This window comes from Nostoc sp. S13 (genome assembly GCF_029379315.1).
GTDB lineage: Bacteria > Cyanobacteriota > Cyanobacteriia > Cyanobacteriales > Nostocaceae > Nostoc.
In genome coordinates, this window is the sequence record NZ_JAQYWQ010000186.1 from 1 (window position 1) to 8218 (window position 8218).

Annotated in this window: 10 protein-coding genes and 1 pseudogene; 2 read left to right on the forward strand and 9 right to left on the reverse strand. The window is 42.4% G+C overall.

Annotated elements, in window-relative coordinates; genetic code table 11:
- Window positions 1-49 precede the first annotated feature (49 nt).
- The 4 genes and pseudogenes from PUQ00_RS31180 to PUQ00_RS31195 form a co-directional block, all read right to left on the reverse strand.
- Entirely contained in the window at window positions 50-334 is a 285-nt protein-coding gene (locus PUQ00_RS31180) for a hypothetical protein (RefSeq protein WP_300423729.1), read from the reverse strand.
- A 669-nt stretch (window positions 335-1003) separates the two neighbouring features.
- Window positions 1004-1426: pseudogene (locus tag PUQ00_RS31185) on the reverse strand (FAD-binding oxidoreductase); the annotation flags it as partial.
- Window positions 1427-1710: 284 nt separating this feature from the next.
- A complete protein-coding gene (locus tag PUQ00_RS31190; protein WP_300423730.1) occupies window positions 1711-2010 on the reverse strand; it encodes a hypothetical protein in 300 nt (99 codons plus the stop codon).
- Complete coding sequence (locus PUQ00_RS31195) at window positions 2011-2133, reverse strand: hypothetical protein (RefSeq protein ID WP_300423732.1); 123 nt, start codon at window positions 2131-2133, stop codon at window positions 2011-2013.
- 453 nt (window positions 2134-2586) lie between these two features.
- On the opposite strand from PUQ00_RS31195, the gene PUQ00_RS31200 reads away from it, so the two are divergent.
- Entirely contained in the window at window positions 2587-3549 is a 963-nt protein-coding gene (locus PUQ00_RS31200; RefSeq protein ID WP_300423734.1) for a general stress protein, read from the forward strand.
- 269 nt (window positions 3550-3818) lie between these two features.
- Here PUQ00_RS31200 and PUQ00_RS31205 read toward each other — a convergent pair whose 3' ends face one another.
- The 3 genes from PUQ00_RS31205 to ilvN form a co-directional block, all read right to left on the reverse strand.
- The gene (locus tag PUQ00_RS31205) at window positions 3819-4019 is read right to left on the reverse strand and encodes a heavy-metal-associated domain-containing protein (protein ID WP_300423736.1); all 201 of its coding nucleotides are present in this window, start codon (window positions 4017-4019) and stop codon (window positions 3819-3821) included.
- A gap of 669 nt (window positions 4020-4688) precedes the next feature.
- Window positions 4689-4811 (reverse strand): hypothetical protein, encoded by a 123-nt coding sequence (locus PUQ00_RS31210; RefSeq protein ID WP_300423737.1) that lies wholly within the window; start codon window positions 4809-4811, stop codon window positions 4689-4691.
- A gap of 66 nt (window positions 4812-4877) precedes the next feature.
- The gene (gene ilvN, locus PUQ00_RS31215) at window positions 4878-5396 is read right to left on the reverse strand and encodes an acetolactate synthase small subunit (RefSeq protein ID WP_298906950.1); all 519 of its coding nucleotides are present in this window, start codon (window positions 5394-5396) and stop codon (window positions 4878-4880) included.
- 276 nt (window positions 5397-5672) lie between these two features.
- Between ilvN and PUQ00_RS31220 the strand changes: the two genes are divergently transcribed.
- Entirely contained in the window at window positions 5673-6041 is a 369-nt protein-coding gene (locus tag PUQ00_RS31220) for a BON domain-containing protein (protein ID WP_300423740.1), read from the forward strand.
- Window positions 6042-6124: 83 nt separating this feature from the next.
- Here PUQ00_RS31220 and PUQ00_RS31225 read toward each other — a convergent pair whose 3' ends face one another.
- The gene (locus tag PUQ00_RS31225; RefSeq protein WP_300423742.1) at window positions 6125-7078 is read right to left on the reverse strand and encodes an alpha/beta fold hydrolase; all 954 of its coding nucleotides are present in this window, start codon (window positions 7076-7078) and stop codon (window positions 6125-6127) included.
- A gap of 311 nt (window positions 7079-7389) precedes the next feature.
- Window positions 7390-8218 (reverse strand): tetratricopeptide repeat protein (locus PUQ00_RS31230; RefSeq protein ID WP_300423744.1); only part of this gene is annotated, 829 nt, incomplete at its 5' end.

Below are 8218 nucleotides of genomic sequence, written 5' to 3' on the forward strand. Positions count from 1 at the left end.
GCTGCAAACTTTTTAGGTGCAATTTATCTGGCTGCTTCTCTCATTTGGCTCAATTAATGACACGCCCTAGGTTTTCTAAGGCAAAGTTATCCAGGATAATTGGGACACTATCTACCCCGTCAAAGGTGATTTCCAGATTGTTGTGATACTCGATCAGCAGTAGATTTCGGGCAGTCAAGCCATCACCCGAAAATATTAAGGTGTCCACTTCGGCAATGACTGCTGCTGTGGGGTTTGTTCCTTTACCTACTCCATCCAAATCGGTGATATCAATGGTGCTGTAGATACTAAAGGAGTTGAAAACAAATTTATCCTTGCCGCCTCCACCAGTCAAGGTGTCGAAGCCAGAGTCAGATGTAATGGTATCGTTGCCTGCTAAACCATTAAACCATTAATAGTGTCGTTTGCGTAGCTGCCGACTAGAGAATCATTACCGTTGGTTCCAATGATATCTGCCATAATTTTTACCTACCTCAATTGATTTTTTCAATCACTTCAGTTATCAATTTGCTATTTGTGCTGTTTCAAGGCACAAATAACTTGGTTCAAAATTGATATTTTCGGCATACTTCATCCCTTACCCTTAAGGAAGAATAATATTTCTTGAAGATTCACCTTTGGACTGACTTGTACGTAGCACTGAATTTCATGTGACAAAAGTCTCCGCATGAGGTTAAGTGCTGCATATTACAGTGAGACGCTACCATTTAGCGTGTTTGTGCAACAACGCTTTTACAAGAAATTTTTATTTGCTTCATCGAAATGAAATAAATTCAAGCAAATCTCTGGCTGTTTTTTATTAGTGGTAGCAGACAGTGCTAGTCAGCCGACGCTGCTAACTCGATAGCTTGAAAACATACGCCGATTATGCGAGTTGATGAATAACTCTGAGGATGGCGAATAAGCCAATAACCTCTGCACAGCAATAAAAATCGCATATTCATTTTCTAAAAATTCCCGATGCTGCGCTCTTAAAGTATTGTTATTTATCTGGATATTGGCAGATATTCAAAACATCCTCTACCCAAACTTCTGTACCGCCATGAAAGCCGACTCGCGCCGAGTTATACTTAGTAGCGATCGCACTTGCTAATTCCTCCTGTGTGAGCAAATTCAATTCCACAAATACATCTAATTCTTTGCGAGAAATATTCCACTCTTGTTCCCTCCCCCGCAAAATTCCCCATTCCATCAACGCCACCCGCAGTCCCTTCACTGCTAAGGCGCAACCAATTAAAATACCCAAAGTGCCACCGCAGATAATTAGATGGAAGTCTGCAACGCCTAAAGACTGTTGACTTTCTTTAACTAACGTTGGGATAGGTGCGGAGTTTTCACGCAGAGATGTTAAGATGCGATCGCCTTGACGCAACCCTCCTAAAACGTCGCCGGGTAATTGGGAAAGAATTTCTTCAGTTAAAGAGATTTGGGAAAAAATTTAACTCTACATTCCCAAACTACCTGAGAATGAAGAAAGTAGATACGATATTATTTATAGTGCTTCTCAATTGAGTCAAATACAGACCTAACCCCCAGCCCCTTCCCTACAAGGGAAGGGGAGTAAATTCAAAGCCTCTCTCCTTTTAGGAGAGAGGTCAAAGTGTATCGCATACAAAGGAAAAGCGCTATAGTTGCGTCCTCGGAGATTTTGAGCAAAGAAATCTAAAGTTATGTTTCACTTTACAGAGGTGAGCAAATTTTACTGCACGCTCACCCCTGTAAATTCAAGAATAATATATTTGTTAGTTGAGCCTCAGAAGGTGAACGTTGAGCCTCAGAAGGTGAACGTTGAGCCTCAGAAGGTGAATGTTGAGCCTCAGAAGGTGAATTTTGTACTTTTACAGGTGCGATTTCTGCTATTTTAGCGATCGCATCGTCTTCTTGAAAGTGCTGTTTAACCCCTAAAGTTATCTCGATTATCTCGTTAAGAATCTCCGAGTGGGAATGCCTAATAAGAGGCTCTGCCGCCTCTTGACTTCCGGCAGAGCCTAAATAGAGATTTAAAGGCAATCAGGTCATCCCATCCTGCTGCGACCTAAGTTGTGTCTCTGGCTGAGTTGAGCCAGCAGGCAAATCCCGATGTTCAGATGCCAAAGTTCCATTAGGAGAATCTGGAGGCTTTAAGCCACCCAATCCCTTCCGATGTAATATACCTCGTATCGTTTTTACCTATGTATCTTCTTCGTGTGCCCCAACAAGAACAGATGATGATTGATACTTTTGGGCAACAGTATCTGGAATACATAACTCGTTCAGGACGAGTGATTCCAAAAATTTTATCCACACTCAGCCGTTTCTTCAGTTATATTTTATTACTTAAGATGATTTCAGTTAAACAAACTCGTATTTAATATTATTAGGACTTACGCAGAAGAGATCCCCCAATCCCCCTTAAAAAGGGGGCTTTCAAGTTCCCCCCTTTTTTAAGGGGAGCCAGCGCTGTGGGCGGGTTTCCCGACTTGAGGCGACTGGCGTGGGTTAGGGGGGATCGAGGTTTCAAGCTTTGATTGCGTAAGTCCTGATTATAAGTACTGAAATACTAACTAAATTTGTAGGTGATTAACTTTCCCCTACTAAGGAGTAATAATGGTTTTAAGTCAATATCAACGTGCTGTAGGCGTATTTACTCATCGTCGAGATGCAGAACAGGCACTACATGAGTTGAGAGATTCTGGCTTGGCGATGGAGAAAGTATCTGTAGTTGTACAGAATACAGACCGCAATCATGAGATTGCCGATGATCAAATTAAAGAGCGTACTGGTGATAAAGCTGACGAAGGTGCAACAGTAGGAGGGCTTTCAGGGGGTGCTGTTGGTGGATTGACTGGTTTATTAGTAGGTCTTGGTACTTTAGCAATCCCTGGAGTTGGGCCAATAATGCTGGCTGGCGCAGCTGCAACTGCTTTAGTTACAACCCTTGTAGGTGCAAGTATTGGTGCTGCTACTGGGACTTTTGCTGGTGCATTAGTTGGTTGGGGAATATCGGAAGAGCAAGCTAGAACATATAACGAGCGAGTAGAGTATGGACACTATTTAATAATCGTGGATTGTACATCTTTTGAAATTGCGAAAGTACAAGCAATTCTCCAGCGTTGGGGTATTGAAGAGTTTGGCATTTACGAACATCTCAATAGTGAGCATGGAACTACAAATTATCTAACCACGACGATTTCTACTACTGCCATTCCTAATAAAAGTGGGATTTTACCTAAATATGCTGTTAGTTACTTTAATCACATAGATAATGTTGAAGCGGCAATTAACGATATGTATGCCGCAGGTTTTCCGGTAAACCAGATTTCCTTAATTTGCAAAGACTTTTCTCAATTTGTCGGATCAACAGGCGTTAATTTAAGTGAGCGCTTTGACGCTATGAGGTTAGGAATAGCAGATGAGTGGGCACGCTTTTACAATGAGCAAATTGAGCAAGGCAATTACATACTCATCGTTAGTGGCACAGACAATGAGCTTGAACAAGTTAGTTCTATTTTGGGCAACTATGGTGTTCAAGAGTGTCAAATTTATGACCCAATGTTAATTCGTTCCTGAAATTGAATACCGGAAAACTTAATAATTTTGTCAGAGCAAATAAATATACAGTAGTACTTTCAAATTCCTACACTCTTTCGCTGTATCTGTTACAGCTTAGAAGTCAGGCAGAAAGCTAGTATTTCAAGTCTGTCAGAGGAGGAAAATCTTCTTGATCAAGTAGAGTAATTTGTTAAGAATATTCCGCCCGGAAAGCGGGCGAATATATTATGATCAAGGAATTGTGCTTAATTACATTTCTAAATTTCCGCAGAAATTTAGAAATGTAATTAATAGCCCTCTATAGTATAACCAGCAGATTGAACTATCTGTTTAATTGTCTCTTCAGAAGCGGAACCATCTACAGTTATGGTTTTTGCATTAACGTCCACATCTACTTTGGCATCAGATACCATAGTCTGAATAGATTTAGTTATTTTCTGAACACAGTCATCACCTTTAATATTTGTAACTTTCAATTTAGTTGCCATTACTTACCTCATTACCTCAACTGTAATTTCCATTTAATAAATATAATAATGGTTGAGATAGTGAATGTACATCTTGCTGAAGTAAGGTAATTGGGTATCACTGTGATAGTAGTAAATAATCGCTGTACAGAAATCGTTATTAATAGAATTTGCTGGCAGTAAAATAAGTTAATATGTCAAAATATCTAAAGTTATTTATGAAAATACACCTAGTACTACTAACTGATAAAAGCCGCTTTTAAACTTCGTTCTGAGGATTCCATCAGACATTCCAGATTCTTTTATAGGCGTTCCTGTTTGACATAGTTGTTCTCGAAGCACTGCCTGAACATACAAGCGTCTATACGTAGTCACAAAAGCTTTTATCTGTAGTTTTTAACTTATTGCTATGCTATATATAGTTCTATTCAACTTTTAAAGCATATATATATTCAAAAAGCAGCTATCTTATGGCATAGATATGTTGTGGGCTTTGCAACAAAAGCCTTGAGTCACCAGGATAAATCAACATCCCTTCATCAGGATAATAGTCTTTCTCCTGGGAATAAGTTTGAACATCCTTCCACGGATCGTTTTGTCCATAAGTCAACTCACTTGCTCACTGATACGCGTCTATAAATGCTACAGATGTTGGGGGCGCACAGATGTTCGCCCCCACAAGTAGATTATTTACAAGCCTTTATTGAAAGCGACGGGAAACTCCAACCCAAGAGTGGGTGGAGAGGGATAGTCGCCCCGTCGCTTGGGGCATTGGGCATTGGCCAAACAGGTAACTTCTTCCCCATGCCCCATGCCCCATTCCCCATGCCCAAAAACTCCAACCCAAGAGTGGGTGGAGTTTTTTATTTAAGTTGCCAACTAAACCTTTGCTTCCAAAGACTTGAGTAACTCGGTATTCACACCCGACTCACGAGTCAGGGCAATTTTGCCAGTGCGGGCGATTTCTCTCAAACCAAATTTTTGCAACACCTGCACGATCGCTACCATTTTACCTGGATCTCCCACAACTTCTAAAGTGAGAGAATCTTCCGCCACGTCCACGACTCGCGCCCGGAAAATCTGAGACAGTTCGATCACTTCTGAGCGATTGCTGCTACTAGCATTCACCTTCAAAAGCATCAATTCCCGCTCGACGCAAGGAGTTTCGGTAATGTCCTGTACTTTCAGGACATTGACTAACTTGTACAGTTGCTTGGTGAGTTGCTCGATAATGCGATCATCACCAGGTATAACCATCGTAATTCGGGAGACTCCTCCTTGTTCAGCAGGGCCAACAGCAAGGCTTTCAATATTAAAGCCGCGACGTGCAAATAAACTAGAAATGCGGGAAAGAACACCCGCCTCATCTTCTACAAGAACTGAAAGGGTATGTTTCATCTTCGCCAACAGAGGCTAGAGCAGGAATTGAGGAACGCAGACACTAACTAAGGGCTACGCTAGACTTACTACCGCACTAAAAAAGTCAGTGCGACCTTCTATTTTAAACTTAATAGTTGCACTCATTGCATTTTCTGGAGAGAAATTGGGCAGAAATCAGACTGCAAGCTGGAATTTCATTGAAGCATATCTTTTGATTGGCAGATGCGGTATTTTTGTAAAGCTTTTATACTCAGATTTGATCAACGTCTAATCGGAAATAGGAGAAAAGTATTTATGGGTTGGTTACAAAGATTGTTTGGATTGGAAAAGCCTCAAAATGCGGAAGTAAATCCGACTGCACAGGAAATAGCGCAAGATCCAAGTAGTAGCGTTGAATCTACTGATGGTCAATCAATACCGTCAGAACGTCTGGGATTAAATGGAGAATACGACCAAAGTGGTTTAGCAAAGCGGGTAGCGTTGGCATTTGATGAAGAACCCGAACTCGACGATGTTGATACTCTTTGGGTTGCTCAGACAGGCAGCACTGTAGTATTGAAAGGTAAAGTTCCCAGTCAAGAAATTCTCAACAAAATGATTTCTGTAGCCAATTCTGTGAGTGGTGCTACAGATGTTGACACTAACCAAGCCACGATTGACTAAGTGTTAAAAGTTAAGAAATTCAATCGTGGCAAAGGTTTTGGCTGACGCGATCGCACCCATTGCATACACCCATTGCATAATATTTAGGGAATAACTAACGGTTGGCGATGCCTGCGGCGGGCTTCGCCTACGCTAACCGATCTGTCAATCCAATCTAAAATAGCTTGGTTGACTTGTTCGGGAGATTCATCATGGGGACAATGCCCGACATCCTCCAAATTCAGCAGTTCCAATTTATCGTTGTATTTGGCGAATTGGCTAGCCAGGGCTGGGGGAACAAACCGGTCTTTTTGTCCCCAAATTAACAGCATCGGAATTGTTAAGGTTGGTAATACTTTCTTGACACTGGGACTAAAGTTAATTCCGATCGCAGCTTTGAATAAGGCACTAAAAGCTCTGGCGGAACCCCGGTCTTGGGGAGGCTCTGCTAAAATTTCGATGAGTTCATCGGTAATCGCCTCTGGGTTAGCGTAGGCGAGACTAGCCCAGCGACGCAGCACCCCTGGACGGCGCACGAAGTTAAACACAGGTTTCAGAATCAACGGCGAAGCAACAATATTTTTAATTGCTCTGACAACTGGTTGCAGCACAGGAGGAATTGCTTCTTGTTCTAGTGACGGGTCGGGTAAACTCATCATCACCATACCCCGCACCATGTCGGGGTGAGTGGCGGCGGCGGCCATAGAAATCAGTGAACCGTTGGAATTGCCGATTAATATCGCTGGTTCACGGATAAATGTTTGCCAAAAGTCGTAAACCTGCTCAACCCAGAATTCAATGCTGTAATTAGCTGCGGCTTTTTCAGAAGCGCCAAAACCCAACATATCCAGCGCGTAGACTGTGTGATGTTCACCCAACACCTCTAAATTATTTCGCCAATGACCAATGGAAGCACCAAAGCCATGTAGCAATATCAGCGGTGTTGTCTGGTGGTGATTTTGGCTAGGGCGAATGTAAGTGTAGCGAGTTTGCCAGCCGCGCCAAACCCAATCCCTTTGATTACCAACTCGTTCCTGCCAATGTACCGCAGTGCCCACACTTACCTCCGATTTATCAGCGTTACATTCTATTATAAAACTTTGATTTTTCACGTTAAGTGGAAAAACCTAACCCCCAGCCCTTTCCCTACTAGCGTTGGGGAGTAAGATTTAAAGCCTCTCCCCTTTTAGGCTACGGTGTATACACGATAAATTCCCTGTAGAGAGGGCGATTTATCGCGTCTCTCTAACCGTCAAAATGAATTTGACAGACTAGTAGCCTTAACAAGGAGAGGAACAGGTGAAAGCGTAGCAGAACCTTTCTTGAGGTTTCTTTAGGCTATTCGATAAACTTAGGAGAGAGGTTAAAACTACTTCCGTAACTTCTCAAGCTCTGCATCTGTAAACGGATTCTTCCCCGCCCGTAAATCTTTCACCCAGCGTTGCCGTTGTGCTTTACTATCTTTATCGTCAGTCTGGGCGATGTATACCTCAAAGTCAGTAATCGCGCCTTGGGTATTGCCAGTCAGCGCTCTAGCCAAGCCACGACTATCACGAATGTAGCCAGCTTCAGGTGCAAGTGCAACGGCTTTTTCACAGGCTGGTAAAACATCAGCCGCTTGTTTTTGTAGACTACCGTCCCAGCATATTGTATTCCAAGAATCATTAGGAATTTCGACTTTTGGATCGAGCTTGAGAGCTTCGGTATAATCTGCGATCGCTTCCTTAAACTTTTTCTCTTGTAAGTGGCTGTTTCCTTGATCAACTGAGCCTTCAGCCTTGCCTTTGTTGACAAACTCTTTCGCTCTCGCCTGGAAATCAAAATTTAATTTATTATCCCACTGCTGTGCTTGGCGGAACTTTTCAACAGCGCCATTAATATCATCATTTCGCGCTAACTTCTCACCTTGGATGACTAACACTGTCGCCCCCAGCGCTTTCTGTGATGGAGTTTGACATTCTTTCAAATCCTCTAGCACTTCTGGATGGGCAATGAGGTAATTATTCAACAAGTTGCAACCACTGAGTAATAAATTATCTAAATCCAAATCCCATAAAATTACGGTCTTGTCTTCACTGCCAGAAGCCAGTGTCTTGCCATCGGGGCTGAAGACTACGCTATAGACCGTACTGCTATGCCCAGTCAGGGTTTTGATCGCTTTGCCTGTGCTGACATCCCAGAGTTTGATCGTCTTGTCT

Bases quoted from the DNA above. Each gene is read 5' to 3' on its own strand.
- PUQ00_RS31200 (WP_300423734.1), top strand. From the start codon at position 2,587: ATGGTTTTAAGTCAATATCAACGTGCTGTAGGCGTATTTACTCATCGT.
- PUQ00_RS31205 (WP_300423736.1), bottom strand. From the start codon at position 4,019: ATGGCAACTAAATTGAAAGTTACAAATATTAAAGGTGATGACTGTGTT.
- PUQ00_RS31210 (WP_300423737.1), bottom strand. From the start codon at position 4,811: ATGGGGCATGGGGAAGAAGTTACCTGTTTGGCCAATGCCCAATGCCCC.
- ilvN (WP_298906950.1), bottom strand. From the start codon at position 5,396: ATGAAACATACCCTTTCAGTTCTTGTAGAAGATGAGGCGGGTGTTCTT.
- PUQ00_RS31220 (WP_300423740.1), top strand. From the start codon at position 5,673: ATGGGTTGGTTACAAAGATTGTTTGGATTGGAAAAGCCTCAAAATGCG.